This is a genomic window from Peribacillus sp. SIMBA_075 (genome assembly GCF_046534585.1).
The window spans coordinates 1-263 of record NZ_JAWRYN010000839.1 but is presented as its reverse complement, the minus strand read 5'-3'; the positions used below and the strand labels follow the sequence as shown (position 1 = coordinate 263).

Annotated in this window: 1 pseudogene; it reads right to left on the bottom strand. The window is 59.3% G+C overall.

From position 1 onward, the window contains the following. A pseudogene (locus SB775_RS30600) lies at positions 1-263 on the bottom strand (epimerase); the annotation flags it as partial.

Genomic DNA, 263 nt, shown 5'->3' with positions numbered 1-263 from the left:
CGATATGGATCCAGCTGAACATTTGGCGGCCGCTGCCTTGCTTGCCGCCGAGCCCGTATTTCACCAGCTTGCGGTACGGCTCCATGACGCCTCCATCACCGAGCACGATCGCGATGCGCAAGGCAACTTGGCGCGTGTCAGGCAATTGGAATGAAAAGAAGCGGTCTTCCCAGGCTTTTGCGACTTCGACTGAAAAGCCGCGGCCAATCTCACCGCCGTCTTCAGTCATCGGGCGGTCCTCTGCGTGACGGTAAATCGTCGCG